This window comes from Actinoallomurus oryzae (assembly GCF_039541955.1).
Taxonomy (GTDB): Bacteria; Actinomycetota; Actinomycetes; order Streptosporangiales; family Streptosporangiaceae; genus Actinoallomurus; species Actinoallomurus oryzae.
Genome location: NZ_BAABHF010000015.1, coordinates 108,567 through 135,151 on the forward strand (window position 1 = coordinate 108,567; position 26,585 = coordinate 135,151).

General features: G+C 73.8%; 19 protein-coding genes. 11 read left to right on the forward strand and 8 right to left on the reverse strand.

Annotated features, from left to right (window positions below):
- Positions 1-197 precede the first annotated feature (197 nt).
- The 6 genes from ABEA10_RS09585 (at position 198) to ABEA10_RS09610 (ending at position 8,576) form a co-directional block, all read left to right on the forward strand.
- Positions 198-1,244, forward strand: a complete 1,047-nt coding sequence (locus ABEA10_RS09585) for a cyclase family protein (protein WP_345460364.1) — start codon at positions 198-200, stop codon at positions 1,242-1,244.
- An 84-nt stretch (positions 1,245-1,328) separates the two neighbouring features.
- Positions 1,329-1,751: an Ohr family peroxiredoxin gene (locus tag ABEA10_RS09590; RefSeq protein WP_345460366.1), complete on the forward strand. Its 423-nt coding sequence runs from the start codon at positions 1,329-1,331 to the stop codon at positions 1,749-1,751.
- A 3-nt stretch (positions 1,752-1,754) separates the two neighbouring features.
- Positions 1,755-3,392, forward strand: coding sequence for an FAD-binding protein (locus ABEA10_RS09595; protein ID WP_345460368.1), 1,638 nt, complete (start codon positions 1,755-1,757; stop codon positions 3,390-3,392).
- 44 nt (positions 3,393-3,436) lie between these two features.
- Positions 3,437-4,222: an IclR family transcriptional regulator gene (locus ABEA10_RS09600; protein WP_345460371.1), complete on the forward strand. Its 786-nt coding sequence runs from the start codon at positions 3,437-3,439 to the stop codon at positions 4,220-4,222.
- Positions 4,223-4,287: 65 nt separating this feature from the next.
- Positions 4,288-7,374 (forward strand): AfsR/SARP family transcriptional regulator, encoded by a 3,087-nt coding sequence (locus tag ABEA10_RS09605; protein ID WP_345460374.1) that lies wholly within the window; start codon positions 4,288-4,290, stop codon positions 7,372-7,374.
- A 38-nt stretch (positions 7,375-7,412) separates the two neighbouring features.
- Positions 7,413-8,576, forward strand: coding sequence for an FAD-dependent monooxygenase (locus tag ABEA10_RS09610; protein WP_345460377.1), 1,164 nt, complete (start codon positions 7,413-7,415; stop codon positions 8,574-8,576).
- 18 nt (positions 8,577-8,594) lie between these two features.
- On the opposite strand, the gene ABEA10_RS09615 is transcribed toward ABEA10_RS09610, so the two are convergent.
- A complete protein-coding gene (locus ABEA10_RS09615; protein ID WP_345460380.1) occupies positions 8,595-9,185 on the reverse strand; it encodes a TetR/AcrR family transcriptional regulator in 591 nt (196 codons plus the stop codon).
- A gap of 29 nt (positions 9,186-9,214) precedes the next feature.
- Between ABEA10_RS09615 and ABEA10_RS09620 the strand changes: the two genes are divergently transcribed.
- Both ABEA10_RS09620 and ABEA10_RS09625 read left to right on the forward strand, forming a co-directional pair.
- Positions 9,215-10,648: an ABC1 kinase family protein gene (locus ABEA10_RS09620; RefSeq protein WP_345460382.1), complete on the forward strand. Its 1,434-nt coding sequence runs from the start codon at positions 9,215-9,217 to the stop codon at positions 10,646-10,648.
- A complete protein-coding gene (locus tag ABEA10_RS09625; protein WP_345460384.1) occupies positions 10,645-11,721 on the forward strand; it encodes a cytochrome P450 in 1,077 nt (358 codons plus the stop codon). The genes ABEA10_RS09620 and ABEA10_RS09625 overlap by 4 nt, the downstream gene beginning before the upstream one ends.
- Positions 11,722-11,816: 95 nt before the next feature.
- Here ABEA10_RS09625 and ABEA10_RS09630 read toward each other — a convergent pair whose 3' ends face one another.
- On the reverse strand, positions 11,817-15,896 hold the full coding sequence (locus ABEA10_RS09630; protein WP_345460386.1) for a S8 family serine peptidase: 4,080 nt from the start codon (positions 15,894-15,896) through the stop codon (positions 11,817-11,819).
- An 89-nt stretch (positions 15,897-15,985) separates the two neighbouring features.
- Between ABEA10_RS09630 and ABEA10_RS09635 the strand changes: the two genes are divergently transcribed.
- Positions 15,986-16,942, forward strand: a complete 957-nt coding sequence (locus ABEA10_RS09635; protein WP_345460388.1) for a helix-turn-helix domain-containing protein — start codon at positions 15,986-15,988, stop codon at positions 16,940-16,942.
- 60 nt (positions 16,943-17,002) lie between these two features.
- Here the strand turns inward: ABEA10_RS09635 and ABEA10_RS09640 are convergent, their stop codons facing one another.
- The 5 genes from ABEA10_RS09640 to ABEA10_RS09660 form a co-directional block, all read right to left on the reverse strand.
- On the reverse strand, positions 17,003-18,211 hold the full coding sequence (locus ABEA10_RS09640; RefSeq protein WP_345460390.1) for an alpha/beta hydrolase: 1,209 nt from the start codon (positions 18,209-18,211) through the stop codon (positions 17,003-17,005).
- A complete protein-coding gene (locus ABEA10_RS09645; protein ID WP_345460392.1) occupies positions 18,208-19,233 on the reverse strand; it encodes an alpha/beta hydrolase in 1,026 nt (341 codons plus the stop codon). Before ABEA10_RS09645 ends, ABEA10_RS09640 begins: the two co-directional genes overlap by 4 nt.
- 172 nt (positions 19,234-19,405) lie before the next feature.
- The gene (locus ABEA10_RS09650; RefSeq protein WP_345460394.1) at positions 19,406-20,152 is read right to left on the reverse strand and encodes a serine hydrolase; all 747 of its coding nucleotides are present in this window, start codon (positions 20,150-20,152) and stop codon (positions 19,406-19,408) included.
- The gene (locus ABEA10_RS09655) at positions 20,149-21,570 is read right to left on the reverse strand and encodes a GntT/GntP/DsdX family permease (protein WP_345460397.1); all 1,422 of its coding nucleotides are present in this window, start codon (positions 21,568-21,570) and stop codon (positions 20,149-20,151) included. Before ABEA10_RS09655 ends, ABEA10_RS09650 begins: the two co-directional genes overlap by 4 nt.
- Before the next feature lie 12 nt (positions 21,571-21,582).
- Positions 21,583-23,151, reverse strand: coding sequence for an N-acyl-D-amino-acid deacylase family protein (locus ABEA10_RS09660; RefSeq protein WP_345460399.1), 1,569 nt, complete (start codon positions 23,149-23,151; stop codon positions 21,583-21,585).
- A 267-nt stretch (positions 23,152-23,418) separates the two neighbouring features.
- On the opposite strand from ABEA10_RS09660, the gene ABEA10_RS09665 reads away from it, so the two are divergent.
- Positions 23,419-24,219 carry an FHA domain-containing protein gene (locus ABEA10_RS09665; RefSeq protein ID WP_345460401.1) on the forward strand — a complete coding sequence of 267 codons (801 nt, stop codon included), beginning with the start codon at positions 23,419-23,421 and terminating at the stop codon, positions 24,217-24,219.
- A gap of 67 nt (positions 24,220-24,286) precedes the next feature.
- Here the strand turns inward: ABEA10_RS09665 and ABEA10_RS09670 are convergent, their stop codons facing one another.
- Positions 24,287-25,090 (reverse strand): FHA domain-containing protein, encoded by an 804-nt coding sequence (locus tag ABEA10_RS09670; RefSeq protein ID WP_345460403.1) that lies wholly within the window; start codon positions 25,088-25,090, stop codon positions 24,287-24,289.
- A gap of 229 nt (positions 25,091-25,319) precedes the next feature.
- Between ABEA10_RS09670 and ABEA10_RS09675 the strand changes: the two genes are divergently transcribed.
- Positions 25,320-26,378: a LacI family DNA-binding transcriptional regulator gene (locus tag ABEA10_RS09675; RefSeq protein ID WP_345460405.1), complete on the forward strand. Its 1,059-nt coding sequence runs from the start codon at positions 25,320-25,322 to the stop codon at positions 26,376-26,378.
- Positions 26,379-26,585: the final 207 nt, after the last annotated feature.

Below are 26,585 nucleotides of genomic sequence, written 5' to 3' on the forward strand. Positions count from 1 at the left end.
GAATAAATTTCGGAGCAGACACTAGGTTTCGCCCTAGGGGCTGTCAATAGGTTCGCGGTCCTGAAACATTTGGCCCGCATTGCTGGTCAAACGGGTCTGAAGCGACGGTCTTGACCGGTGCGGCGATCTCGTGTGATAGTCCGTCATCCGGAATCACTTTCACCGGCTTGCCCTGTCGAGCCCGGCTGGAGGACCCGATGGACACGTTCTGGCCCGGAGTCGACGGCAACTGGGGCCGGTGGGGCGAGGCCGACGAGCGGGGCGCGCTCAACCTCATCGACGCCGAACGGATCCGCGCCGCGGCGGCGCTCGTACGCGGCGGCCGGGCGTTCTCCCTCACGCGCCCCCTGCGGAACGGCCTCCCGCCGTACTATCCGCGGGCCGGAGAGACCGCCTTCGACCACCGGATGATCACCTGGTGGGGCTCCAACGCGGGCGGCGACGTCCAGGCGGCGAGCGACCAGGTGCGCTCGGAGTGCCACGGCCTGGAGATCACCCACATGGACGCGCTGAGCCACGTCGCGCACCGTGGCCGCGGCTACGGCGACCGCGACTTCACCGAGATGGCCGGGCCCGGCGGCGTCAGCGCCTGCGACATCACGACCGCCGTCCCGGTCGTGACCCGGGGCGTCCTCGCCGACATCCCGCGGCTGCGCGGGGTCGGCCACCTGCCGGCCGGCACGGCGGTCGGCTATGACGAACTCGCCGCGGCGGCCCCCGGCCTCGCCCCGGGCGACGCGCTGATCGTCCGCACCGGCCGCTGGTCGGCGCCCAGTCCCCGCCCGGCGCCCGGGGGCGGCCCGGCATCCGAAGGCGATGCGGCGTTCCGATCCGGCTCAGCGTCCGGGGACGGTCCGGCATCCGGAAGCGACGTGGCGTCCAGGCCCGGCACACCGAGCGTGGGCGGCTCAGCGTCCGGGTCCGGGTCGGGCTCCGGGGATCGCTATGGGCGCCTGTCGGGCCTGCATCCGGACGCTCTGCGGTTCGTTCGTGAACGGGACGCCGCGGTGGTCGGGACCGACGGGCCCGGCGACGCCTTCCCGGTGCCGGTCGACGACTGCCGGCTCCCGGTGCACGTCCTGGCCCTGGTCTACCTCGGTGTGCACCTCGTCCACAGCATGGCCCTCGACGAGCTCGCCGAGGCGCTGGCCGCCGAGGGGCGCGACGACTTCATGCTCATCCTCGCCCCGCTGGCCGTGCCCGGCGGGACCGGTTCACCCATCACCCCCGTCGCCGTCATCTGACCGGCATCCGGAGCGCGGCGGGGTGCCGTTCAGATCTTGCTCCCTGCCCTTTCGAAGAGTCACCAACGGCCCGCAAGGAGGACCATGTCCGACGCACCCGTCTACACCGCCCTCGTCGACGTCGCCCACGGCCGGGCCGGCTCGGCCCGCAGCACGGACGGGGCCCTGGACCTCACTCTGGCCGCGCCGAAGGAACTGGGCGGCGACCGGGCGGGCACCAACCCCGAGCAGCTGTTCGCGGCGGGTTTCGCCGCCTGCTTCCTCAGCAGCGTCGCGGCGGTGGGCCGGCGGCGCCGGCTGGAGCTCGGCGAGCTGTCGGCGCGCGGTGAGGTCGACCTTCACCGGGCTGACGGGGGAGGGTTCCGCCTGGCCGTACGGCTGACGGTCGCCGCGCCGGACGCTGACCCCGCGTCGTTGCGCGACGCCGTGGCCGAGGCCGAGAAGGTCTGCCCGTACGCCGCCGCGGTGCGCGGGAACATCCCGGTGGACGTGCGGATCGAGAGCTGAGCCATGGACCGCGTCGTCGATTTCCTCTGCGTCGGGGCGGGCCTCGGCGGCCTGGCCGGCGCCGTGCGCGCGCACGCCCTCGGTGCCGACGTGCTGGTGGTGGAGCGATCCGGCCTGGTCGGCGGGGTGGCCGCCTACAGCGGCGGCTTCGTCTGGGCCGGGGCGACCGACCTCGCCGCCGAGGCCGGGCTGGAGGACTCACTGCCCGCGACAGAGGCCTACCTGGACCACGTCCAGGGCGAGGGCCGCCCAATCGACCGCCCCGCGCGCCGTGTCTACCTGGAGCTGGCGATCGAGGCGACGCGCTGGTACCGCGAGGCCGGCGTGCCCTTCCAGGTGATCCGGAACTGCCCCGACCTCTACCACCCGGCGCCCGGCTCGACCGCCGAGGGACGACTGCTGGAGTGCGCCGTGCCCGGCGCGACGCTCGGCGCCTGGCGGGACCGGCTGCGGCCGAGCCCGTACTACCAGACCGGGGTCAGCCGCGACGACCTGTACGCCGAGCGCGCGCTCGACGCCGCCGAGCTGGAGCGGCTGCGGCGGCACGGCGCCGAGACGGACCTGCTGACCCACGGCTCCGGGCTGTCGGCCGCCTTCGTACGGGCCGCGCTCACCGAGCGCGGCGTCGACTGCCTGCTGCACCACCGCGTGACCGCGCTGGTGATGGACGGCGACACGGTCGCGGGCGCGGTCCTGGACGGCCCGGACGGCCGTACGACGGTCCGCGCGCGGCGCGGCGTGCTGCTCGCCACCGGCGGGTACGGCTGCGCGCCGGACGCCTGCGAGCTGGAGGACGTGCCCGCGCTCGTCGAGTCGGCGCCGCCCGTGGTGGAGGGCGACAACCTGCTGCTGGCGCAGCGGGCGGGCGCGGCCACCGTCCGTGGCGCGGACCCGTTCTTCAGCGTCGGCTTCCACTTCCCCGGCGAGACCCACCCGGGCGGCGACGTGCCCCTGTGCCGGCCGCTGCTGGAACACCTCGGGCTGCCGCACTCGGTGATCGTCAACCGCGACGGACGGCGGTTCGGCGACGAGAGCTACTACGGCGCGCTGATCGGCGCCCTGCGCCGCTACGACGGGCGGAAGAAGCGGTGGGCCAACTTCCCCTGCTGGTTCCTGGCCGACGACGAGTTCCGCCGCCGCTACCGGCTGGGTCCGTACGGGCCCGGAGACCCGTGGCCGGACGCGATCGCGCGGGCCCTTTCGGTGCGCGAGCTCGCCGAGATCGCCGGGATCGACTCCGACGGCCTGGCCGCCACCGTCGCCGCCTACAACGACGGCGCGGCGCGCGGCGAGGACCCGGAGTTCGGCCGTGGCGCCCTGCCGTTCATCCGCCGTGCCTACGGCGATCCGCGGCACGGCCCCAATCCGAACCTCGGCCCGCTGGCCACCCCGCCGTACTATGCTCTGCCGCTGTCGATCGTCGGTTTCGGGATGGGCACCCTCGGGCTGTGGATCGACGGTCACGCACGGGTACGTCGCCGCGACGGCAGCGCGGTGACCGGCCTGTACGCCACGGGCAACGCCGCCGCCACCAAGGAACTCAGAGGCTATGTCACCGGTCTCGCCAACGCGCGCAACTACACCTATGCCTATGCGGCGGCATCGCACGCGCTGGCCGTGGCGGTCGAGGGCCGCCGATAGTATTCGGAATATGGACCGGATTACGGAACACTCGGGGAGGGGCGATGACCGCCGACGACCAGGGGGCGGCGGCCGTCGACCCCAAGAACCTGGTGGTCTCGGTGCTGAAGGCGTGTCAGCTCATGGAGTGCTTCACCCGGGAGAAGCCGAACCTCACGCTGACCGACCTCACCGCGGCCACCGGCATGAACAAGACCACGGTCCACCGGCTGGCCTCGACGCTCATCCGGGCCGGCTGGCTGACGCGAGGCGACGGCGCGACGTACCGGCTCACCATGCGGCCGTTCCGCGTCGGCGCGGTGGCGCTCGCCGAGCTGAGCCTGCGCGGGGAGGCGGTGCCCTTCCTGCGCGGCCTCGCCGACCGCTTCGGCGACACGGCGTACCTCATGATCCCCGGCCAGGAGGGCGCCGTCTGCGTCGACATGGTCCAGGGCAACAACCCGGTGCGGGTCAACACGGTCGGCGTCGGCACCGTGCTGCCCTACCACACGGCCGCCGGGCCGGTCGTGATGCTGGCCTTCTCGGCCGAGCTGCGCGAACGCTGGCTCGCCCGGACGCTGGACCAGTACACCTCGAACACCCTGGTCGACGCGCAGACCCTCACGGATCACCTCGACAAGGTGGTCCGCGACGGCTACGCGATCAGCGAGGAGGACTACCTGTACGGCGTCGGCGCCGTGGCCGCCCCGGTGTTCGACGCGCAGGACGAGATCGCCGCGACGCTCAGCCTCGGCGGCGTGAACGACGGCTTCCGCGGCAGCCGCCTGCTGGAGATCATCGAGGCCGTCACCTCCTCCGCCCGCGAACTGTCCGCCCGCCTCGGTCACTGACCTCGGCCGGTTCGGCGCGAAGTCCGCGGACGCACGGGCTTCGGGACCACCGGGATAATCGCGGCATGCGGTTCGGCATCCTGGGGCCCTTGCGCGTACGGTCGGCCGGCGACGAGGTGATCTCCGTCGGCGGGCCTCGGCCGCGTGCGCTGCTGGTCATGCTGCTCCTGAACGCCGGCCGCGTGGTCACCCTCGACCGGCTGATCGACGGCCAGTACGGCGACGAGCCGCCGGCCGGCGCCGTCAACGCCGTGCAGGCACAGGTGTCCCGGCTGCGGCGTCACCTGCCGGCGGGGACGCTCGAGTTCGACGGAGCCGGATACCGGCTGGCGGTCGACCCCGACGACGTCGACGCGCACCGTTTCGCGCGGCTGGCCCGGGATGGACGCGGGCTCCTGGACGCGGGTGCCCACGCGGACGCCGCCACGGTCCTCCGGCGGGCGCTCGACCTGTGGCGCGGACCGGCGCTGGCCGACCTGCCCCACGCGGACGCCGACCGGGCCCGCCTGGAGGAGATGCGGCTCGCCGCGGCCGAGGACCTCATCGAGGCCCAGCTGGCCCTGCCCGAGGGCCCGCCGATCGCGGAGCTGCGCCGGCTCGTCGCCGAGCACCCGCTGCGCGAGCGGCTCCGCGGGCAGCTCATGCGCGCCCTGCACGCGGCGGGGCGGCCGGCCGAGGCACTGACGGTCTTCGAGGAGACGCGGCACCTGCTGGCCGAGGAGCTCGGCACCGGGCCCTCTCAGGAGCTGGCCGCGATCCAGCTGGCCGTCCTTCGCGACCACCGGCCGGACCCGGTGCCCCGCCGGCGGCCGACGGCACGGCTGACCAGCTTCGTCGGCCGCGAACGCGAGCTCGCGCGCCTCGAGGCGCTGGGCGACGCGCGGCTGGTCACGATCACCGGCCCCGGCGGCGCGGGCAAGACCCGGCTGGCGATCGAGGCGACGGCCCGCGACGGGTGCGAGGTCGTCTTCGCCGATCTGTCCCCGCTGGAGGACGACGACCAGGTTCCCCGGGCGGTCTTCGGCGCGCTGGGCCTGCGCGAGACGGGGCTGCGGGCACTGGAGCCGCCGGACCCGGCCGGGCGCCTGACCACGGCGATCGCCGACCGCGACCTGCTGCTCGTGTTCGACAACTGCGAGCACGTCGTCGCCGGAGCGGCGGCCCTGGCCCGCCGGCTGCTGGGCGACTGCCCTGGGCTGCGGATCCTGGCCACGAGCCGGGAGCCCCTGGGCATCACCGGTGAGACCCTCGTGCCGCTCGGCCCCCTGGACGTCCCGCCGACGGCCTCCGCGCCCGCCGACGTTCCGGACTACCCGGCCGCGCGGCTGTTCGCCGACCGGGCGGCGGCCGTACGGCCCGGCTTCGCGATCGGAGCGGACAACGCGGAGGCGGTCGCCCGGATCTGTACCGCGCTCGACGGCCTGCCGCTCGCGATCGAGCTGGCCGCGGCGCGGTCGCGCTCCTTTCCCGTGGCGGAGGTCGCCCGCCGGCTCGCCGAACACGACCGGTTCCGGCTGCTGTCGCGCGGCGACCGTACCGCCGCCGCCCGGCACCAGACCCTGCGCGCCGTCGTCGAGTGGAGCTGGGACCTGCTCACGCCGGACGAGCGGGCGGCGGCCCGGCGTTTCTCCGTCTTCGCGGGCGGCGCGTCGCCGGACGCCGTCGAGGCGGTCTGCGGCGACGACGCCGGGGACCTGCTGGCCGACCTGGTGGACAAGTCGTTCGCCGAAACGGACGGCGTCCGCTACCGGATGTCCGAGACGATCGGCCTGTTCTGCGCCGAACGCCTGGCCGAGGCCGATGAGCAGGGGCACGTGCGCGCCGCCCACGCCCGCTACTTCCTCGACTTCGCCCAGCGCGCCGACCCCCACCTGCGGCGCTCGGAACAGCTCGAATGGCTGGCCCGGATCTCCGCCGACCACGAGAACCTGATGGCGGCCCTGCGCTGGTCCGTACGCCACGATCCGGGGACCGCGGCCCGGCTGGTCGCCGCGCTCGGCGCGTACGGCTGGCTGAGCGGACGGCGCGCCGAGATCCGCGCGGCCGCGGCCGAAATCCTCCGTGCGCCCACCGAGGGGCTGGACGGGGAGGAGTACGTCGCGTGCGTCGTGCAGGCCCTGCCGCACCCCGATCCGGACCACTGGCGACGCGCCGAGTCGATCCTGCGGTCGCTGGACGGGCCGCTGCGGTATCCGTTCACCGTGGTGCTGCGGGGCATGACGGTCGGGCCGTCCGGGCCGCCGGGGGCGTCCGGGGCGCCGAACGAACGCGTGCTCGGCGGTGATCCCTGGAGCCAGGCGGTGGGCCTGCTCGGCCTCGCGCTGACGACCCTGCTCGGCGGCGATCCCGCGGAGGGGGAACGCCGGCTCGAGGACACGCTCACCCGCTTCCGCGCGCTCGGCGAGCGGTGGGGGACCGCGCAGGCACTCGACTGGCTCGCCGTGGCCGCGGGCCGCCGGGGCGAGTGGGCCCGCGCCCGGGACCTCTGGCGGGAGGCGTTCGCGCTGTTCGGCGAACTGGGCGCGGACGAGGAGGCGGTCGACGTTCTCGTGCGCCGCGCCGAGACGCTGATCCGGGAGGGCGACCTCGACGCCGCCCTCGCCGACCTCCACCGCGCGGAGGAGCTGTCCCGGCGGGCGGGCCGGGCCGACGCCCCCGCGTCGGTGCACCACGGTCTGGCGGAGATCGCCCGGTTCCGGGGCGACCTCGCCGAGGCCCGCCGCCGGCTCGACGAGGCGCTGCGCGTCGCCGGGAGCGCCGGCTTCGGGCTGGAGACGACGCAGCCGTGGGCGTACACCGCGCTGGGCCGGCTCGCCGAGGCGGAGAACGACGACGACGCGGCGCGGACCTGGCACCGGCGCGCCGTCGCCGCCGCACGCGAGTCGCCGATGGCCGTCGACCTGGCGGAGGCCGTGTCGGGCCTGGCCGGGCTCACCGTGCGGGACGGGGCGGGCGAGCGCGCCGCGGTCCTGCTCGGCGCGGCGGTCGCGCTGCGCGGGACGGCCGTGGCCCGCGATCGCGACGCCGACCTCGCCGCGGCACGCGCCCGCGACCTCATCGGCGCCGACGCGTTCGCGACGGCGTTCGCGCGCGGTGCCCGGATGTCCCGCGCGCAGGCGCTGACAGTCATCGACGAGACTGTCAGCGGATAGCGCACGGACCGTCAGCGCCCCCGGCGACGCTCGGGGACATGAAGAACACGACAGTCCTCATCTCCGGCGCGAGCATCGCCGGTCCGGCCCTCGCCTACTGGCTGGAGCGCCACGGCTGCACGGTCACGGTCGTCGAGAAGGCGCCCGCGCTGCGCCCCGGCGGCCAGGCCGTCGACTTCAAGGGCCCGGCCCACATGACGGTGCTGGCGCGGATGGGCATCCTCGACGAGGTGCGCCGCCGGCAGACCGGGGGGCACGACACCGACCTCATCGACGCGGACGGCCGGACGCGGGCGGTCATACCCGGCGCGTTCACCGGCGGCGAGATCGAGATCAGCCGCGGTGACCTGGCCGCCCTCCTGTACGAGCGGACGGCGGGGCGCTGCGAGTACGTCTTCGGCGACTCGATCACCTCGCTGACCGAGACGGCGGGCGGCGTCCACGTCACCTTCGAGCGCGGCGCGCCCCGGACGTTCGACCTCGTTGTCGGCGCGGACGGCATCCACTCCAACGTTCGTCGCCTCGCCTTCGGCCCCGAAGCGGACTACGTCCGTTTCCTCGGCCACTACTACGCGCTCGCCGACATCGCCGCCGAGGGCCCCGCCGTGCGAAGCGTGATGTACAACGAGCCGGGCCGCATGGTGTCGCTCTGGGGAAACAAGGCGTCGGCGTTCTTCGTCTTCGCCTCCGAGCGGCTCGAGTACGACCGCTGGAACCCCGACCAGCAGAAACGGCTTCTCACCCGAGCCTACGAGGGTGCGAGGTGGAAGGTCCCCGAGATCGTCGCCGCGCTCTCCGGAGCGTCGGAGTTCTATCTCGACTCGATCAGCAGGGTCGAGATCGACCACTACGCCAGGGGACGGGTCGTGCTACTCGGCGACGCCGCGTACGGCAACACGCTGGGCGGCTTCGGCACCGGCCTGGCCGTCGTCGGCGCGTACGTGCTGGCCGGGGAGCTCGCGGCGGCCGGCGGCGACCACCGGACGGCGTTCCGGCGGTACGAGGAGCAGCTCCGCGGTTACGCCAAGGTAGCCAGGAAGGGCAACGCCGGGCCGTTCCTCGCCCCGCCGACCCAGGCGCGGATCGCCATGCGGAACCAGATGTTCAAACGCAGGCTCCTGCTCAAGTCGATGCTGTGGACGGCCGACAGGTTCGCATCCGACATCGACCTCGCGGACTACCCGGCCCCGCCGTCGCGATGAGGCCGGCGCGCTCGCCGCTCACGGGCCGATCGCGTTGGTCATCATGTCGACCCAGGTGGTGACGAAGGTCTCGTCGTCCACGCCGGTGGGCGCGGCGCCGAGGACGCCGGTCAGCAAGCGGGCCGACACCAGGGCGCCGAGCCCGATCGCGGCCACGGCCTCGGCCCGCTCGGCGGGCAGGCCGGTGCGCTCGGCCAGCCAGGTGGCGAACTCCGCGTAGGTCGCGTCGATCAGCCGGTGCACGGCGCCCTCGACCAGGTCCGGATGGGACCGTGCCTCCGAGGCGAGGATGCGGAGCAGCTCGGTCTCGTTGTCGAGCTCGGCGAGCGTGTAGCGGGCGGTGACGATCAGCTCGGCGCGCAGGTCGCCCAGGCCGCCGAACACGCCCCGGATGTCGCGCAGGGCGCTCAGCCGGGCCAGGTGCCGCTCGATGCCGGCGGCCAGCACCTCCTCCTTCGTGCGGAAGTGGTGGTAGAGGCCGCCGGCGCCCGGCGTGAGCCCGGCCGCCGCCTCGATGTGCGCCACGCTCGTGCCGCGGTAGCCCTTCTCGGCGAACAGCGTCATCGCCGCGTCGACGATCCGTTCACGGGTTGAGGTTGACGTCGCCACGTCCCTAAGTAAACACTGAGGAAAACCAAGTGTCCATTCCACAGGAGAGTGTCGCGATGCCGGAGCGGCAGGGGCGCGGGCGATCGCACGTCGTTCCTCACGGGCGGGTGCGCCGGGCGGCTCCGCTCGTCGGGCTGGCGGGCCGGACGGCGGGCGAGGCCGTCGTGGCATCACTGCGCCGGCGCATGGGGGCAGGGCAGGACGAGGACTTCCACGTCCGGGCGGCCGAGCGCTACGCCCGGACGCTCGGCCGGTCCAAGGGCGTGCTGATGAAGGCGGGGCAGATCCTGTCGTTCGCCGCGGTGGGCCCGGCGGTGCCCGCGGAATACCGCACGATCTACCAGACGACGCTGGCGCGGTTGCAGGACGGCGCACCGCCGATGCCCGCCGACCTGGCCGCCTCGGTCGTGGAAGAGGAGCTGGGCGCCGCGCCGGCGCGGGTGTTCGCCGAGTTCGACTCCGAGCCGCTGGCCGCCGCCTCGATCGGGCAGGTGCACGGCGCGCGGCTGCACGACGGCCGCCGGGTGGCCGTCAAGATCCAGTATCCGGGCGTCGAAGAGGCGATCCGGGACGACCTGCGCAACACCGAGCTGCTGGCGACGTTCTTCTCCCTGGTCCGTTCGCTCGCCCCCGACCTGGCCCGAGCGGACGTGCGCGCGCTGGCGCGCGAGGTGGCCGACCGCATCGGGGAGGAGATCGACTATCGGGCCGAGGCGCGCAACCAGGCGCATTTCGCCGACGCGTACCGTGGCCATCCGTTCATCCACGTGCCCGAGGTGATCCCCGAGCTGTCGACCCGGCGGGTGTTCACCATGGAACGCGCGGACGGGCTGCGCTGGCCGCAGGCGCTCACCGCGGACGCCGGGCTGCGCGACCGCTGGGGTGAGGCGATCTTCCGCTTCGCGCTCGGCGGCCTGCGCAGGCAGCGGATGTTCAACGCCGACCCGCACCCGGGCAACTACCTGTTCCACGAGGACGGCGGCGTGACCTTCCTCGACTTCGGCTGCGTCAAGCGGTTCGAACCCCGGCATGTGGCGACCATGCTGGCGATCGTGCGGGCCGCCGTCGACGGCGACGCCGAAGCGCTGTTCCGCGCGGCGAGCGGGGCGGGTCTTGTCGACCCCGCCGACGCGCCCGACCCCGCCGACCTGCTCGCCTGGTTCCGCGAGCAGTTCGAACCGCTGCTCGCGCCACAGCCGTTCACCTACACGCCGGAGTACGCCGAGGCGCTCATCCGGTCGGAGTACTCGCCCCTCGGCCGCTACAGCCAGGTGACCCGGAAGCTGTCCCTGCAGCCCGAGTACCTGATGATCACGCGGATCGACCTCGGCGTCACCGCCGTCCTCGCCGGCCTGCGCGCGACCGGCGCCTGGGCGGCCATCCGGGACGAATGGGACTGCGACGCTCCTCCCGGCACTCCGCTCGGCGAGCTGGACGCCGCGTTCTGGGCGGCGAGGACGTGACCGTCACCTGGAACGCCGGCCTCGGCGCCCACATCGTCACCGGTTTCGACGAGGCGTCCGCGGTGCTGCGCGAGCCGGGGTGGAGCAGCGACCCGCGGCGCAGCCCGCTGGCCCCGCCCGCGGCGCGCGACCTTCCCCTCGCGGCGCTGCTGTTCATGGACCCGCCCGACCACACCCGGCTGCGCCGCCTCATCGCCCCGGCCTTCACCCCGCGCGCCGTCGAGCGGATCCGCCCGCGCGTGGCGTCCATCGTCGACGCCGCGCTGGACACCCTGGAGGAGGCCGCGGACCTGGTCGCCGACCTCGGTCACCTCGTCCCGCTCGCGGTCATCGCCGAACTCCTCGACGCGGGCACGGACGGCGCCGAGCTGTTCCGCGCGGAGACGCCCCGCCTCGCCCGCATGCTGGAGGTCGGCGCCGGCGCCGACGACTTCGCCGAGGCCATCGACGCCTTCGCCGCCGTGACCCTGTTCCTCGTGCCGCTCATCGACGAGCGGCGTCGTCATCCGGGAGACGACTTCATCAGCGCGCTGCTCGCGGTCGGCGAACTCACCGTCGACGAGGTGCTGGCCACCACGGTGCTCCTGCTCGCGGCCGGGCACGAGACGACCGCCAACCTGATCGGCAACGGCGCCCTCGCCCTCATGCGTCACCCGCGGCAGCTGCCGCACCTGTTCACCGACCCGGCGCGTTCGGTGGAGGAACTGCTGCGCCACATGGGGCCGGTACGGCTCGTCGGCCGCGTGGCGCTCACCGGCCATCTCCTCGGCGGCCACCCCGTCCGCGCGGGCGAGCAGGTCCTCGTCCGCATCGACGCCGCCGACCGCGACCCGCGCCGTTTCCTCGACCCGGACCGCCTCGACTTGACCCGCTCCGGCCCGTCCCACCTGGCGTTCGGCGGGGGAGCCCACTTCTGCCTCGGCGCCGCGCTCGCGCGCCTGGAGGCCCAGGAGACCCTCACCCGCCTGTTCGCCCGCTTCCCGGCGATGACCCCGGAGACCGGAACCCCGCGGTGGCGCGACTCGACCACCTTCCGCGCCCTGACCGCGCTGCCCGTACGCATCGCCGCCTGAGCCGACGGTCCGTCCGGCACGGCCTCGGCAGCCGTTGCCGTCACCGGCATCATCGCCGGTGACGGCAACGGGGCGCCTACTTGTCCCCAGGTCGCCTACTTGTCCCGAAGCCGCAGCCGGTGGATCCCGCCCTGGTCGGTACCGGCGTACAGCCACCCGCCGTCCGGGCTGATGGCCAGGCTCAGCACGGCCGTGTTCTGCAGGCCCGAGGACACGTTCTGCCACGTACGCCCGCCGTCCGCCGAGCGCAGTACGCCCCGGCCGCCCACGAGCAGGCCGTTCGGCCGGAACGAGGTGGTTCCCGCGTACAGCACGTTCGGGTCGCGCGGTGACACGAGCAGGGACGAGACACGCATCGTCAGCGGACCGGCGTCGCCGGTGCGGAACGTGCGGCCGCCGTCGTCGCTCACCCGCAGTGCGGCGCCACCGGTGACGATCCGCCGGGGGTCGCGGCGGTCGATGGCGATCGCCGACACCGCGCCGTCGCTCACCTTGGTGATGTGCGCGCCGCCGTCATCGGATCGGTACAGGCCGTCGGGCGTGCCGATCCACACGCGGCGCGCGTCGTCCGGGGCGCCCGCGATCGCGTCGACCCTGTGGCCCAGGACATACTTGCGCCAGGTCGTGCCGCCGTCCCGGGTGACGTACAGACCGTCGCCGGTCAGGCTCGTGAAGCCGATCGAGATCTCCTGTGGATCGGCCGGGTGGACCAGCAGGGCGGTCGGCGTCTCGGCCTGGCGGGCGACGTCGGACCAGGTCGCGCCGCCGTCGGAGGATCGCGACAACGAGAGTCCGCGGAACGCGTCGGTGCGCACCCTCCACAGCACGCGCGGGTCGGACGGTGAGGCCGCCAGCTGGCCGATCGCCGTGCCGACGGTCCCCTCCTGGCCGTTGCCGCCCCACTCGGGGTTCACACTCTGGCCGGTCGGCAGCGGGGTCGCGGTGATCCCGGTGTCGGTGCCGGCCACGAGCGCCGTCGTGCCGTCCTTCCGCTCGCCGAGTGCCAGCGCGTGCACCGACGTGCCCTGGACGCCGATCCGGGTGTAGTGGCCGCCGTTGTCGCCCGTCGCGTAGAGGCCGCCGTTCTCGGCCGACACCAGTGTGCTGTCCCCGAGCGCGCCGAAGTCGTCATCGACCGGGCCCCGTGCCGGCTTGGGCAGCGGACTCCAGGCGGTGCCGTGGTCCCGGCCGGCCAGATCCTGCCCGGTGCCGCCCACGTACACGGTCCCGCCGACCATCCGCACCGAGACGGCGTAGCCGCCGTCCGATCCGTTCTCGTGCAGGACGTTCCACGTACGGCCGCCGTCGCGCGAGCCGCGGACCGTGCCGTCGGTGGTCGCCGTGACGACGAGCCGTGGGTCCGCCGCGACGCCGACCGGAGAGGCCCAGCCGGTGGTCTTGAGCACCTGCTGTGCGGGGGCGAGGTCGTCGCCGGTCGCCTCCCGTACGACCCAGACGCCGCCGTACGCGCTCACGTACAGGTCGCCGCCGGTCAGCGCCGCACCCGTCACTCCCGTGGGGAGCGTCACGGCGTGCGTGGTCCAGTGCGCTCCTCCGTCATCGCTGCTCACGACGCCGCCGGCCGTCACCGCGACGAGCGCGTGACCGTCCGACAGCAACGCGTCGATGTGAGTGTTGGGGAACGGGAGGGTGCGCCAGGTCCGCCCCGCGTCGCCGGTGGCCAGCACCTTGCCCTCGTACGTCGGGTCGAAGGCGGAGGGCGAGTCGGCGAAGGGCCGGCCGTTCACCGCGTACCACATCCGCTCGGGGCTCTTCGGGTCCACGACGACGGTGCCGGTGCCGCCGGCCACCGGCAGCCGGTCGAGCTGCCGCCACTTCCGGCCCTGATCGGTGGTGAGCCACAGCCCCGCCTTGCCCGGCTGGGCGAGGACGAGCTGGTCGGGAGCTGCCGGGGAACTCGCGAGCAGCCCGGCCTGGCCGTTCGGTCCGATCGGCTCCCAGGCGCCGCTCGATGTCGCGGTCACCTCGAAGGTGCCCGTGCCCCACAGCGCCCGTCCGCCGGTCGTCGTCGCCCGTGCCTCCACCGTGTAGGCGCCGGCCTTCGCGCCGGTCACCGGAGCGCGGTACCAGCGGTCGTGGTCGAGGGTGGCGGTCACCCGGGTACGCTTCCCGCCCGGAGCCGTCACCGTGACGACCGGGGGCGCGGCCAGGTCCGCCGGGGCATAGGCGAACACCTCCGAGTGACCGTCGCTCGGATCGGGAGTGGTGGTCAGCAGCAGTGGCCGCAGGGCCAGCAGGTACGGCACGCGGAGCCGGTTCCCGACCGTCACCCAGCCGCTCACGTCGGTGTCGGTGGCGGCGCGGTCGGCGGTGGCGGTGACGGTGACCTGCACGCTGCCGCCGGCCGGGATCGCCACACTCGCCGGGGTGACCCGGACCCGGCCCGGGCTGCCCGGGGCCGCGGAGGTGCCGAGCCGCGCCCGTACCGGGGCGTGCCCGTCATTGGTGAGCGTCACCGTGGTCTTCGCCTTCGTGGTGCGGTCGCGCAGGTCGGCCAGGCCGAACGAGATGGTCGGCGGCTGGGCGGTGACGGTCGCGTCCGCCGCGGCGGCCACGTCGAGCCGGCCGTTGCCCTGGGTCATCGGGTCGGTGCCCGTCAGCGGCTTCGCGGCACCGATGAGCGTTGCCGCGATGTGCCGCGTGCCGAGCTGGGACAGCAGCGCGGCGGCACCCGCCACGTGCGGCGAGGCCATGCTCGTGCCGGACATCCGGTACTCACCGGAGGGCCACAGGCTCTTCGGCACGCTCGACCGGATCTCGACGCCCGGTGCGACCAGGTCCGGTTTGAGCGTGTACCGGGTGGTCGGGCCGCGGGAGCTGAAGCCGGCGACCTGGTCGGTGACGTCCTTGCCGCTGATCGTGATCTGGACCTTGCCCTGGGCGCTCAGCCGGCCGAGTTCGGCCCACTGGGTCTCGTCCACGCTCATCACGACGATCTTGTCCATGCGCATGTCGTCGCCCGAGTCGAGCGTCTTGGGCGTGGCCGGCTGCACCCCGCCGGTGAACTGCGGGCCGGCCGACCCGTCCGCGTACATGAGAGCGGCGATCGCGCCCCGGTCCTCGGCCTCGCGGGCCAGCGCCGGGCTGCCGGCGAGCGCGGAGTACGCGACGACCTTGCCGTGCAGGTCACCGGCCGCGTCGAAGTCGGCGGGCCGGCCCTGGCCGAGGTCGACGAGCGTGCCGGTGACCGGTTTCGCCGGTGGGTTGGCCGAATAGTCGGCCCGAGTGGTCTGCAGTTCCTCGCCGGTGCGGGTCAGCCGGGCGGCCGGGATGCGTACTCCGCTGAACGACGCCCCGACGGCCACGACTCCGTCCGCCGCGGCCGGCGTGCCGACCGTCGAGGCGCCCGGACCCGCGTTGCCGGCCGCCGTGACGACGACCACGCCGGACTGCGCGGCGTGGGCGGCGGCCTGCCCGAGCGGGTCGGTGCCGTCGCCCGCCCCGCCGAGGCTCATGTTGACGACCTGAGCACGGTGCGGGTTGGCCGGATCGACCGCGGCCTCCAGGCCGGCGATGATGTCGGACTCGTAGCCGGCCCCGTCGGCGTCGAGCACCTTGTAGGCGGTGAGGGAGGCCCCCGGCGCGGTCTGCGCCACGATGCCGGCCACGTGCGTGCCGTGCGCGTTGTCGTCGGCGGGATCGTCGTCATCGTTGACGAAGTCGTGTCCTCCGACGACCTTCCCGGCCAGGTCGGGATGGGTGGCGTCGACGCCGGTGTCGATGATCGCCACGGTGACGCCGGAACCGGTGACGGGACGGCCCGCCCGGTCCTTGCGCTTCCAGACGCCGGGTGCGCCGATCAGGTCGATGTTCGCCTCGGCGGTGGCCTTCATCGGCAGGTCCGGATAGACCGCCCTGACGCCGGGCAGGGTCCGTACGGCGGCGAGCCGGTCGGCGGGCACCGTGGCGGCGACCGCGTTGACGAGCCGGGAGAACCGCCGCGAGGGACGCAGGGCCACACCGGCCTTGTCGGCCTGGGCCCGCAGAGTCTGTTGCTGGGCACCCGCACGCGCTCCGGCCGCGGTGTCGAGTTCGATGATGACCCGCTCGCCCGCGCGGGTCTCGGCGCCGGCGGTTCCGCCGGCGGCTGGGACGACCGCGGCGGCCAGCGCCACCGCGGCCAGGACGGGCCACAGCCTTCGGTTCTTGATCACCGGCTCAGAATGACCTTCTGCGACAAAGGCCAACAATCGTTATTCGTGGCTCATTGCGGACGTTGGCACATTCCGGACACGATGCGGGCATGCTGCAGGACGGCCGGATTCTGGCACCGCTCGACGTGACGGCCTTCGACGAGATGGTGTACCGGGAGCTGCTCTCCGGGCGCGAGGCCACCGCGCGAGAGCTGGCCTCGCGCCTGGGGTACGGCCCGGATCGGCTGGTGCGGGCGCTGGACCGGCTGCGCGCCCGCGGTCTGGTGAGCCGGCTCTCCGGCCGGCCGCGGCGCTATGCCGCCGCGGAGCCGGACGTCGCGCTGGAGACCCTGATCCGGGACCGGGAGCAGGCGCTGGCCCGGCTGCGTACGGCAGCGGCGGAGATGATGGTGCTGTTCCGCAGGGAACGCGCGGGTCAGGCGGGTGCGGTGGAGATCGTCACCGGGCGCGACGAGGTGGCGCGCCGGTTCCTGCGGCTACAACACGGGGTCCGCGAGGAGATGCGGATGCTGGACCGGCCGCCCTATGTCCTGGCCGCGACGAACCCGGTCGAGCCCGGCGCGCTTCGGCGCGGCGTGCGCTGGCGGGCGGTGTACACGCCGGAGGCGCTCGAACAGCCCGGTGCGTTGGAGGACCTCCACAAGCTCGCGTCGCTGGGGGAGCAGGCACGGGTGGCGGGCGGCATCCCGGTGAAGCTGGCCATCGCGGACAGCGACGCCGCCCTGGTGTCCCTGCAGATGGACCAGGCCACCGCAGAGGCCGCGCTCGTGCACTCCTCGGCGCTGCTGGACGCCCTCATTCAGCTCTTCGAGTTCACGTGGGAACACGCCGCTCCCCTCGGCACGGACTCGCGGTCACCGCTCGCCGAGGAGGACCGCCGGCTGCTCACTCTGCTGCTGGCCGGTCTCAAGGACGACGCGATCGCCCGCCAGCTCGGCCTGAGCACCCGCACGATGCGCCGGCGGATGAAGCACCTGATGGAGCTGCTCGGCGCCGACAACCGTTTCCAGGCCGGCGCCCAGGCCGCCCGGCGCGGCTGGATCTGAGCGCGGCGCCGAGCGCGGCGGGTCCGCGGGCGGCATCCGGACCGGATTCATGATTCACGGTCAGCGTCTCCCGGCGCTGAGAGATCGGCCGCCGGGCCCGGGGACGGTACTTCTCCCCGGGCCCGGCGGCCTTCCGGTGAAGGAACCGGTCTTCGTTCCGCTCGCCAGCCGGGCGCCGAGCCACCGCAGCGCCGGCGGCAGCTCGCGCCGCCACGTGCTGAAGTGGTGGCCGCCGAACGGAAGAGTGATGGAGGCGACGCGCATCGGCGGGCGAGCCAGCGCGAGGAACCGCCGGGTCTGCGCGTAGTCCTTCTCGCCCACGCGGCTGGTGGTCAGCAGCAGGCTGACCGGGGGAGAGGGCAGGTGCCGGAGCCGCCAGAGCAGGTCGTTCTCGTCGCGGTACGCCCGGCTGCGGCCGTAGAGGTCCCCGGTGGTGAAGTCCTGGAGCGCGTGGTAGTAGCCCGCGAGGGAGACGCCGGCCGCGTACCGGTCGGAGTGCCGCATCGCGAGCTTGGCCGCGCAGTAGCCCCCGGTGGAGTCGCCCATCGCGCCCCAGCCGGTCGCGCGGTCGGCGGTCCGGTACGCCGAGGCGAGCGCGGCCGGCACGTCCTGGGCGAAGAACGTCTCGGCCTGGGGGCCGTGCGGCACGTCGGTGCACTCGGTGTCGCGGGGCGGCGCGACCGTCGGGCGGAGCATGACGACGATCGCCGGCGGCATCCGGCCCGCGGCGATCTCCTGCGCGACCGTCGTCGGCAGGCGCAGGTGGGTGATCAGGTTCTGGGCGTCGCCCGGGTAGCCGGTGAAGGCCACGATGACCGGGAAGCGCGTCCGGTCCGCCGGCGTGAGGTACTGCGGTGGCAGGTAGACGAACGCCGGCTCGCTGATCAGCGTGCGCGCTCCGTGGATGACGACGGAGTCGATGCGTCCCTGCCCGGCGGGCAGCCGGTACCGGGGAGCGGCCGGGTCGGGGGTGACCAGCGCGCTCCGGTTCGCGGCCGGGGTGCGCGCCGAGGGCACGCCGGGGTTCTGGGTCCTGGCGCGCACGCCCACGAGGTCGCCCCATGAGCCGTAGAAGTCGAAGGAGGCGTTCACCAGGTCCAGTACCGCCAGGACCACGAAGAGCTGGCAGCCGAGGACGAGGCCGAGCCGGGCGAGCACGTCGGCGAGCCGTCCACCCGCCACCCGCGGCGCGAGCCGTACCGTCGCGACGATCGCGATCAGCGCGACGGCGACGACCGTGATCTGCAGGGGAACACCCGTGAGCCTCATGCCTGGCTCCCGGAGGCGAGGTGGGCGCCCAGCCAGCGCAGCACGGTGGGCGGGTTCTGCCAGGCGGCCGGGGGCAGCGGTTCGGCGTGCATCGGCGGCCGGGCCGCGGAGGCGAACCCGTCGTCGGCGACGACGCCGACGCTGATCGGCGGGGGCGGCCGGTGCCGGAGCCGCCAGCGCGGGTCGTACTCGTCGCGGATGGCCCGGCTGCCGCCGTACAGGTCGCCCGCCGGAGGGGCGAGCGCGGTGGCGGTGAAGACGGCCGAACCGAACCGGTCGGAGTGCCGCATCGCGAGAAGCGCCGCGCAGTAGGCCGCCGATCCCCGCGCCCCGGCCACCGACCAGCCGCTCGGCTCACCGCTCACGTGGTACGCCGCCCCGACCGCGGCGAGCAGATCCTGGCTGAAGAACGTCTCGCCCTGCGCGTGGCCGGGCGCGTCCACGCACCCGGGACCGACCGGCGCGATGACGAGCAGCATCGGCCGCAGCCGCCCGGCGGCGATCTCCCGCGCGGCCAGTTCCGGCACGCGTTGCCCCACGATCGCGTCGCGCGCGGGGGCGAGGAGCAGCGCGGCGGGGAGCGGCCGGCGACCGTCACGCGCATACTGCGGCGGTACGTACACGTACACGTGGGCGGAGATTCCGGACCGCGGGCCGTGCACGTCGAGAACGTCCAGCCGCCCGTCACCGGCCGGCAGCCGGCGGGTGAGGGCGTTGTGCGACGGCCTCGCCGAGGGCACCGCCACGGGCGCGGGCCCGGGGTTCCGGTCGGCGATCCGCACCGTGCCCGCCGACATCCCGAACAGGTCACGCCAGGACGAGTAGAACTGCATGCCGGAGTTGATCAGGACGAGCAACGCCAGCAGCAGCGCGGCCTGGCCGCCTGCCACCAGCCCCGTGCGCGCCGCCACCTGCCGGCGGCCCGGGCCGGAGTATCTCGGCAGAAGCCGTACGCAGGCGGCCACCGCGGCCAGCGCGACGACCGTCAGCGACGCGACGAAACCGGCGCCGGTCAGCCCCATCGGCGCACCCGCGGATCATGCTCCGCGCGGTCGGCCCTGCCGGACGAGAAGGCACGGGTGGACATGCTCGGCTCCCCCCTGGCGAGTCAGTGCCGCCACAGTAGGAGAGCGTGGGTCAGAGCCTCCTCAGCGCGGGGTTAGGCCGCCTTTACCTTCGCGGCCGCCTCGCACCTCACGACCCGGCGAGGGCGGAGAAGACCAGGCGGCCGCACTCGGCGATGTGGCCGGCGCCGTCGGTGGTTCCGTCGGTCAGCATCGCGACGACCACCGGTGGGCCGGCGGGCGGGTAGACGATACCGGCGTCGTGGCGGACGCCGGTCAGCTCGCCCGTCTTGTGCGCGAGGCGGAACCCGGGCGGCAGGTGGCGCGGCAGCCGGTCGTTGAACTGCTGCGCCTCCAGCGCCCGTACCGCGAACGGCGAGTCCGCCAGCCGGGACAGCACCGACGCGACGTCGGCGGCGCTCGTCAGGTTGTCCAGGCCACGGGCGTGCGCCTCCAGGTCCATCAGGGGCCGGGCCAGCACGGTGGCGGTCAGGCCGTGGCGCGCGCACCAGTCGTTGACCCGCTCTCGGCCGATCCGGTCGATGAGCACGTTCGTCGCCGTGTTGTCGCTGACGGCGACCATCAGGGTGAGCAGGTCGCGGACGCTCATGTCGCCGACGTCGGCCAGGTGGGCCAGCACGCCCGAACCCGGCACCGCGGGCCGTACGGGGAGCCGCTCGTCGAACGGCAGGCCCGAGTCGAGCGCGGTGGCCAGGATCGGCAGCTTGATCAACGACGCCGCGGTGAACCGGTGGTCCGCCGCGACCGCGATCGCCTCGTCGTCGTCGCCGTGGAGCGGGCGTACGACGACGGCGGCCCGGCCGCCCGCCGCCTCGGCCCGCTCGACCAGTGCGCCCAGCGCCTCGCGCAGACTCATGTCAGAACCAGGAAGAGTACGGCGAAGAGCGCCGTGTTGGTGACGATGATGGCCCAGCCGTTGAACAGCATCATGCGAAGGCTGGACGAGCGTGCCAGTCCCATCTGCCCGATCATATCGGCGCCGGGTAGCGGTCCCAGCTGGTCGATCTGTGAGACGCCGAGCATCGCCACCGCCCACACGCCGGGCGCGATGCCGAGCGCGGCGGCTATCGGACCGAACAGCTTGTTGACCAGCACCACCTGGGCCACGGCGGCGCCCGGTACCGCGTGGAGGTAGCCGAGGAACACGATCAGCATCAGGAACACCCATGGCCCGGCATGGGACAGCACCGGCTTCAGGTCGGCGAAGACCGCGTCGAAGGCGCCGGTCTTCCCGATCAGCGTGAGCATCGGGTCGAGCATCCAGAACAGCAGGAACAGCCAGATCAGCCGCGCCGCGCCGGTGTACATCGCGTCCAGGATCCTCTTGGGCGCCAGCCCGCCGGCCAGCCCGGTCGCGATGGCCGTGACGACCATGACGACCAGGGCGTAGGAGTATGTGGCCTTCTCGGCGATGCCGTAGATCGCCAGCGCGAGCAGCACGACCGCCAGGGCCACGGCGGCCCGGCGGGCGCCCGGGCGGTCGGTCTCCTCGGCCGAGGTGTCGGCCGCGTCGGCGGCGGTGTACTCCTGGTCGGTGTGGCGCTGGATCCAGTGCGCCATGAAGAAGCCCGTCACGATCGTCACGGCCGCGACCGGCAGGCCCGCGTGGAGCAGGTAGCCGCTGTAACTGAGCCGCGTCGCCGCCATGATCGTCACCACGGGCGGGGTGAACGGGCCGGTCATCAGGCCCGCCGCGCCGGCCGCGTGCAGCATCGCCGCCACCGCCGGCGGACGCCAGCCGGTTCGCGCCGCGATCGGGATGATGATCGGCGCCAGGATCGCGTTGCCGCCGGCCAGCGTGCCCAGCGCGCCCACGATGATGAGCGAGGAGACCATGATGCCGATCTGGACGCGCGTGCGCGTGTTCAGCCCGATCCGGCCCATCACGAATTTGATCAGCGCCTGTGCCGCGCCCGTCTCCTGCGTCACCTGCCCGAGCGCCGAGCCGAGCAGGATGATCACGCCGATGACCGCGACCAGCGACCCGAGCGAGGTCGCCATCTGGGCGCCGAGCGGGATCGGGCCGGTCCGGGTCATCACCGCGGCGACGATGAGCGCGCCGGCGGTCGCGATGACCACGTCCACGCCGAGGAGCGCGAGGATCGCGTAGAGGAAGATCGGGATCAGCCCCCACAGCCCGGCCTTGCCGCCGGACACGGCGGTCACGATGCCGATCACCAGCGCGACCGCGAAGCCGCCGGTGGCGATCATCGGCAGGCGCCCGAAGCGGCTTACGGGGGCCGCCTTGTTCTCCGCGGAGGTGGTCGTACTCATCGGGGGTGCTCCTCAGGGGCTGGGTCGCCGGAGCACGCGTCCGGGACGGTTTCCGGTCAGGGCCGCGTCACGCAGCGCCGGGGCGCCGTTCACGACGACGTGGCGTACGCCCGTCGCCAGGTTCCAGGGGTCGTCGAAGGTGGAGGTGTCCCGTACGGTGCCGGGATCGAGGACGACCAGGTCGGCGGCCATCCCCTCGCGGATCCGGCCGCGGTCGGCCAGCCCGGCCCGCGACGCGGGCAGCGAGGTCATCTTCCGTACGGCGTCGGCGAGCGTGAGCGGCCGCCCGTCGCCGGCGTACCGCCCGAGCACGCGGGCGAACGTGCCGAAGCTGCGCGGGTGCGGCCGGCCCGTACCGGAGGGGCGGAGGGTCCATCCGTCGCTGGCGACGCTGACGTGCGGGTGGGACAGCACCGCGCGCACGTCGTCCTCGGCCATCGCGTGGTTGACGATGCCGACCGAGCCGTTGTGCGCGGCCAGCACCTCCAGGGCGGTCTCGGCTCCGCCCAGGCCGAGTTCGGCGCCGAGCTCTGCCAGGCTCCGTCCGACCCAGGCCGCGTACGGGCCGGGCGGCAGTTGCGCGAGGACGATGGCGTCCGGGTCGATCCGCGCCTCGGCGGCGATCCGGCGCCGGACCTCTGTGTCCGCGAGCCGGTCCAGCAGCCGGTCCACGCCGCCGTCCAGGGCCCAGCCCGGCAGGCGTGAGGTCAGGGTCGTGGAGGAGGCCGTGTAGGGGTAGACGTCGGCGGTGACGTCGACACCGTCCGCGCGGGCCTCGTCGATCAGCCGCAGCGCCTCGTGCACCTTCCCGTGGTTCTCGCGCCCCATCGCCTTGAGGTGGGAGATCTCCAGGCGCACGCCGGACTCGCGCGCCGTGGTCAGCGCCTCGGTGACGGCCTCGACCAGCCGGTCGGCCTCGTTGCGCATGTGGGTGGAGTACAGCAGGCCGAGCCGTGCCGCGGTGCGCGCCAGCTCGGTCACCTCCCGCGGCGGCGCGTAGCTCCCGGGGGCGTAGATGAGGCCGGTGGAAAAGCCCGCCACGCCCTCATCGGCGGCCTGTTCGATCAGGCGGCGCATCGTCGCGAGCTCGTCCGGCGACGCCGCCCGCTCGTCGTTGCCGATGGCGGCGATGCGCAGGGCGTTCAGCCCGACCTGGGCCACGAGGTTGACGGCCGGGGCGGTGCCGTCGACGGAGTCGGCGTAGCCGCGGAGGCCGGTCCAGTCCCAGGCCAGCTCCTCGCGGCCCATGAACGCCGCCGCCCGGCGCAGCTTCTCCGGGTCCACGACCGGGAACGGGGAGAAGCCGCAGTTGCCGCCGACGAGCGTCGTGACGCCCTGGTAGAGGCAGGTGTCCGCACCGGGGTGTGCCGGCAGGGAGAAGTCGGCGTGGGAGTGGAGATCGATGAAGCCGGGCGTCACCACGTGGCCGGTCGCGTCCAGCGTGTCGGCGCCGGACAGGGCTCCGGGAGGCGCGACGGCGGTGATCCGGTCGCCTTCGACGCCGATGTCGGCCGCCGTGGCCGCCGTGCCGGTGCCGTCCAGCACGCTTCCGCCGGCGATGACAAGGTCGAGTTCGGGCATCGTGCGGTACCAACCTCCGGTCTGGTCAGGCAGGAGGGGTGACCTCGCCGTCTTGGCCTGCCCGAAAAGCTCGTTTAGGGCAGACGGGTACTGAACGGACTTTTACCAAGATGTCGAACCGCCGTCAAACCGGTGTCCCTCATCGGCCACCGGCTGGCCCCGGTTCGGCTCCAGGCCGGGAACCAGCGCTCTGACCTGCGTCGCCGGGCGTTCGGGACCCCTCCCGAAGGCCGGAGGTTAGCCTGGCGCGGGAGAAGGAGAGCACCCATGCCGATGGCGATGCCGCGACCGTCGCACAAGGTCAACATCCTGCCGGAGGAGTTCGGCAGCCTCGCCCACGGGCTTCCGCCCGCCCCGCCGGGCACGCTGTTCGTCCGCGGGCTGTACGGCGGGATGAGCGTCGAGCCGGACGCCCGGTTCGAGCTTCACTTCGGGCGCTGCGAGCCGGACGTCCACGTCTGCGTCGGCGCCGACGACACGCGCGTCAGCCGGCTGCACGGACGCATCACGCGCGAGGACTCGCGCTGGGTCCTGCACAACGTCGGCAAGCTGCCCATCCGGTTCCCCGGGGCGCGGCTGGTGGTCAGCGGGCAGCGGGAGGAACTGCCGTCCGGATACTCGCCGCTGTTCATCGTCGCGCCCGACTACGAGCATCTGCTGGAGGTCCGCGTCGCGGCCCGCACGGCGCCGGTCCCGGCGACGAGTTACCAGGCCAAGACGCTCCCGACCGCCTGGAACCTGAACGATCGTGAGCGCCTGGTCCTCGTCTGTCTCGCCCAGCGCTACCTGCGGCAGGATCGCGCGCCCCAGCCGCTGACCTGGGCCGAGGTCGAGGACGAGCTGAGGCGCGTGCAGCCGGAGAAGGGCTGGACCTGGCGGCAGGCGGCCCACGAGGTCCGCAAGGTACGCCTGCGGCTGAGCGCCAGGGGAGTGTGCGGCATCCGCGAGGACGACCTCCGCCCGGGCGCGGCGAACTCCGTCAATCACAACCTCATCATCGAGCTGCTGGTCACGGCGACGCTCGTCAAGGCGCATCTGGCCCTGCTCGACGACCCCGGCCCGGCGTAGGCCGCGAGGCGTCGACGGACGCCGGCAGTGCCGGGAAATCCATCCGTGTCGTACGGCCGTGTCCGTGTCAGCCGTCGCCGGGCACGTCGAGCAGGGCGAGGTCCGGAGGGACGAGGGTGGTGCTCTCCAGCAGCTCACGGATCAGGTTCTGGTTCAGCGCGTTGCCGACGGGCTCGCCGACCTCCTCCCGGGTGAGCCCGGGCACTCCGCCCTTGGCCAGCCGGGCACGGACCGCCGCGACCTTGTGTTCGACCTTCTTGGCCGTCCAGCCGGCGTCGGGCTGGAGGTCGTCGAGGTGTTCGCCGGCCTGCTGCCACGTCAGCGGCTGGGGGTGCGACTCATGCAGCAGATACCGCTGGGCGAGGGTGACGAGCACGAGCCGTTCGGTGGCCGAGAGCCGCCAGGTCCGCGGCGGCTGGGTGGAGTCGGAGTGCCGGGACGTCGATCGCTGCTCGTCCGGCCCCGTCACGTACAGCTCGAGCAGGTGCTCCCGGCCGCTCGAACCGCGCACGAACAACGGCGTGTACCCCTCGGCCAGCGGCACGGAGTCGTCCCCGGCGAACAGCAGCCGCGAGTCGGGGAACCGGACGGGCAGCCGCCCCGTGGTCCGCACCCACCAGGTGTGGTCGCGGCAGGTCAGCAGGCCGTGGTGGCGGCTGATCCGCCGGTCGTTCTCACCGATGCAAAGGTGCACCTTCGGACGGTTGCGCCCGAAGGTGATGGTGCGGCCCTCCTGTGGCCGGACCACGATGCCTCCGCCGACGGCGAGGGCATAGATCAGACCCGGTGCCGACGGCGGTACGCCGAGGGCCAGGCTGGCGTGCCCCGCCGAGAGCCTCCGGCCGCCCGGAATCGGCTGTCCATCGCTCACATCGACCTCCGCGAACAGAATGCGGAAAGGATGGCACGCGGGTTCCGGGACCCGTCCCGAACGAGACCGTTACCGTCGGCGGTCCCGGATCGCGGGGGCGTCCGGGACGACTTTCGACCGTGCGTGGGGGCTCGGGGGGTCCGGCATAGGATGCGACTCGACAGCGGTACCGGCGAGTCGTGGCGCCGGGTGCGCGAGCACCGGCCTGCCGCGGGGGAGGGTCGCAGGGGTGAGCAGCGGGGACGGCGCGGAGGGCGGGGCCAGGTCGGGACCCGCGCCGAGGCCGCGGATGCAGGACATCGCGGCCGCGACCGGCGTCACGATCAAGACGGTCTCGCGTGCTCTGTCCGGTGCGCCGAACGTGCGCCAGTCGACCCGTGAACGCGTGCTGGCCGAGGCCGCGCGGCTCGGCTTCCGCCGTAACGACATCGCCGCCGGGCTGCGCAGCACCGGGCAGACGATGAAGACCATCGGGGTGGTGCTCGGCGATCTCGGCAACCCGTTCTTCCCGCCCATGTTGCGCGGCATCCATGCGGTCGCCGCTCAGCACGGTCACCTCGTGATCAGCGCGGACGCCGAGGGCGACGGCACGGTGGAGCGCGAGTCGATCCAGACCATCCTGGCCCAGCGGGTCGCCGGTCTGATCATTGCTCCGACGGGCACCGATTTCAGCTTCCTCGCCCAGGAGGCGGAGTTCGGGTCGGCCATCGTGTTCATCGACTCCGCGCCGCTCGGCCTCACCGCCGACGCCGTCATCACCACCAACACGGCGAGCACCCGGCACGCCGTCGCGCATCTGATCGGGCGCGGGCACCGCCGCATCGGGTACATCGGCCACCCGCCGCAGGGCTACGGCGCCCCCAAACGGTGGCTCGGCTACTGCCAGGCGCTGCGCAACGCGGGCATCGAGGCCGACGCTGCCCTGGTCCGCCGGGGGCTGACCACCGAGGCCGACGCCGCGCGCGCGGTGACCGAGCTCCTCGATCTCCCCGACCCGCCCACCGCGTTGTTCGCGGACAACAACCGGATGACCGTGGGCATCCTCCAGTCGCCGAGCTACGCCGCGTGCCACCCGGAGGTGGTCGGCTTCGACCACTTCGACCTCGCGCCGCAACTCGGGATCTCCGTGGTCGACAGCGACCCGTTCCGGGTCGGCAGCGCCGGCGCGGAGCTGCTGTTCCGCCGGCTGGCCGACCGGGACCGCCCACCGACGCAGACCACCGTCCGGGCGAAACTGATCGTGCACGACCAGCCGGCCTTCGCCCCCCTCCGTCCACGCCGGGCCTGAGCGCCCACAGCCCGTACGCGCCGGGCCTGAGCTCTCACAGCCCGTACGCGCCGGGCCTGAGCTCTCACAGCCCGTACGCGCCGCCCGCGTACGCCGCTCGTACGCACGCCGCTGGCTCGCACGCACCGCCCGTACCGCCCGGTCGTGCCGGCCGGGCATGCGGCCGTCGATCTCCTGTTTCGCCGCCGGGTGTCGCGGTCCCGTGAA

What these genes read in the sequence shown, in the direction of transcription:
- ABEA10_RS09585 (WP_345460364.1), top strand. Translation starts at nt 198, where the DNA reads ATGGACACGTTCTGGCCCGGAGTCGACGGCAACTGGGGCCGGTGGGGC.
- ABEA10_RS09590 (WP_345460366.1), top strand. Translation starts at nt 1,329, where the DNA reads ATGTCCGACGCACCCGTCTACACCGCCCTCGTCGACGTCGCCCACGGC.
- ABEA10_RS09595 (WP_345460368.1), top strand. Translation starts at nt 1,755, where the DNA reads ATGGACCGCGTCGTCGATTTCCTCTGCGTCGGGGCGGGCCTCGGCGGC.
- ABEA10_RS09600 (WP_345460371.1), top strand. Translation starts at nt 3,437, where the DNA reads ATGACCGCCGACGACCAGGGGGCGGCGGCCGTCGACCCCAAGAACCTG.
- ABEA10_RS09605 (WP_345460374.1), top strand. Translation starts at nt 4,288, where the DNA reads ATGCGGTTCGGCATCCTGGGGCCCTTGCGCGTACGGTCGGCCGGCGAC.
- ABEA10_RS09610 (WP_345460377.1), top strand. Translation starts at nt 7,413, where the DNA reads ATGAAGAACACGACAGTCCTCATCTCCGGCGCGAGCATCGCCGGTCCG.
- ABEA10_RS09635 (WP_345460388.1), top strand. Translation starts at nt 15,986, where the DNA reads ATGCTGCAGGACGGCCGGATTCTGGCACCGCTCGACGTGACGGCCTTC.
- ABEA10_RS09640 (WP_345460390.1), bottom strand. Translation starts at nt 18,211, where the DNA reads ATGAGGCTCACGGGTGTTCCCCTGCAGATCACGGTCGTCGCCGTCGCG.
- ABEA10_RS09645 (WP_345460392.1), bottom strand. Translation starts at nt 19,233, where the DNA reads ATGGGGCTGACCGGCGCCGGTTTCGTCGCGTCGCTGACGGTCGTCGCG.
- ABEA10_RS09650 (WP_345460394.1), bottom strand. Translation starts at nt 20,152, where the DNA reads ATGAGTCTGCGCGAGGCGCTGGGCGCACTGGTCGAGCGGGCCGAGGCG.
- ABEA10_RS09655 (WP_345460397.1), bottom strand. Translation starts at nt 21,570, where the DNA reads ATGAGTACGACCACCTCCGCGGAGAACAAGGCGGCCCCCGTAAGCCGC.
- ABEA10_RS09660 (WP_345460399.1), bottom strand. Translation starts at nt 23,151, where the DNA reads ATGCCCGAACTCGACCTTGTCATCGCCGGCGGAAGCGTGCTGGACGGC.
- ABEA10_RS09665 (WP_345460401.1), top strand. Translation starts at nt 23,419, where the DNA reads ATGCCGATGGCGATGCCGCGACCGTCGCACAAGGTCAACATCCTGCCG.